The sequence below is a fragment of the Paenibacillus sp. O199 genome, assembly GCF_001636635.1.
Taxonomy (GTDB): Bacteria; Bacillota; Bacilli; order Paenibacillales; family Paenibacillaceae; genus Paenibacillus; species Paenibacillus marchantiae.
This window is the reverse complement of sequence record NZ_LGRP01000113.1, coordinates 1-297: the sequence shown is the minus strand read 5'-3', so window position 1 is coordinate 297 and position 297 is coordinate 1. Positions and strand designations below refer to the sequence as shown.

The window sequence follows — 297 nt, the reverse complement described above, 5'->3', positions numbered from 1 at the left end:
GAGTAGGACGCCGCCAAGCGAACTCTTTCATCCTACATAGAAAACAGGCTCTGCATGTTAACGTTGTATGATGAATTGCATTTGCACTGCAAATGCATATTATTCCCTGATAGCTCAGTTGGTAGAGCACTCGACTGTTAATCGAGTTGTCACAGGTTCGAGCCCTGTTCGGGGAGCCATTTGCTCTCATAGCTCAGTAGGTAGAGTGCATCCATGGTAAGGATGAGGTCACCGGTTCGATCCCGGTTGAGAGCTTTGGAAATGGGGCCCGTTGGTCAAGGGGTTAAGACACCTCCC

Annotated in this window: 2 tRNA genes; both read left to right on the top strand. The window is 49.5% G+C overall.

The features are described 5' to 3' along the window. The first annotated feature begins 103 nt into the window (after positions 1 to 103). Positions 104 to 179, top strand: a tRNA-Asn gene (locus tag A6049_RS32375). Positions 180 to 182: 3 nt separating this feature from the next. Then, positions 183 to 255 (top strand) — tRNA-Thr (locus tag A6049_RS32370). Positions 256 to 297: the final 42 nt, after the last annotated feature.